This window comes from Enterobacter cloacae complex sp. GF14B, assembly GCF_004136805.1.
Lineage (GTDB): Bacteria > Pseudomonadota > Gammaproteobacteria > Enterobacterales > Enterobacteriaceae > Enterobacter > Enterobacter hormaechei_C.
The window spans coordinates 1-1,046 of sequence record NZ_QFRV01000330.1 but is presented as its reverse complement, the minus strand read 5'-3'; the positions used below and the strand labels follow the sequence as shown (position 1 = coordinate 1,046).

The 1,046-nt window shown below is 35.9% G+C and carries 1 protein-coding gene; it reads left to right on the top strand.

Going from position 1 to position 1,046, the window contains the following annotated elements; all coding sequences use genetic code 11:
• Positions 1 to 193 precede the first annotated feature (193 nt).
• On the top strand, positions 194 to 697 hold the full coding sequence (locus tag DD606_RS25515) for a hypothetical protein (RefSeq protein WP_129259529.1): 504 nt from the start codon (positions 194 to 196) through the stop codon (positions 695 to 697).
• The last annotated feature ends 349 nt before the right edge of the window (positions 698 to 1,046 follow it).

Sequence of the window (1,046 nt, the reverse complement as noted above, 5' to 3'; positions counted from 1 at the left end):
TTCTGATATGGACATGGATGTACAATCCTTGTATGGGGATTGCGGCTCTAAAGCTTCACGAATGTATAAACCAATGACTCTGAAAACACTACCCTCTTACTTGGGAGATTACAAAGATGAATCCATAGTGTGTAAAACCATTTAGATAAAAACAGCAAAACAGACCCTAGAGGTAGACAACATCCATTCAATCATGTCTATACCCATTCAATGCACTCTTAATTTAGGAGAATTGTTAAAAATCAGACCATATTTATGGAATGATATACAAAAAACTCTAGAGAAGGTGGTGATAACAGGGCTAATCACAAAAAATTTGGGAAAATTGAAACACAAATTGGATAACAAAGAGATTAGATCCATCCCAATGAACAAAGTCGGAGAATACTACGAAGGGGAAGAAGGAAACACAACCCTTCCGGTGAGATATAATGATGTAGAAACCATGGCAATACTGGATAGTTGGGCAGGCATAGCCATAGCCACAAAAGTAGTATGTGAATCATGGGGAAAGTCGACCATTATACAAACTCGAATGAAATTACAATTGGATGATAGACACATTGAAAAACTCTTAGGACTGCTTGAAAAAGTGATAGTTAGTTCCTGTGGAATTGATCATCAATATAATTTTTCAATAGTGGACTTTGGAAAGAGACTCAATTATGAAATCATCTTGGGAAGACCTTTCATGTGACAAGTACAACTCATTCAGGATTGGGAAAACAATTATCTATACTTGAAGCAAGTGGGATCAATAACAAAGGTTAATCTAAAAGATCACACTTATAGAGATATTATAAAAATGCCCATACAAGAATTTGACTCAGTCTCTTTGGCTGAAACGAAGCTTCCATCTTGGTTGAACAAAGACACACCTATTTGGATGTTTGGAGCCTCAAAAAATGAGAGCTTAAAACGATAAAAATGTATCTTAGAAAGGCATTGCACAAATGAAGCTTATGTACCTGAACCCTTTCCAGAGTATTTGTTTGAGCCATTTGAGTGGACTCAAATTTTAGCAACCATGGATGTGTGTGTAAATA

Coding starts and splice junctions, on each gene's coding strand:
- DD606_RS25515 (WP_129259529.1), top strand. CDS start 194: ATGTCTATACCCATTCAATGCACTCTTAATTTAGGAGAATTGTTAAAA.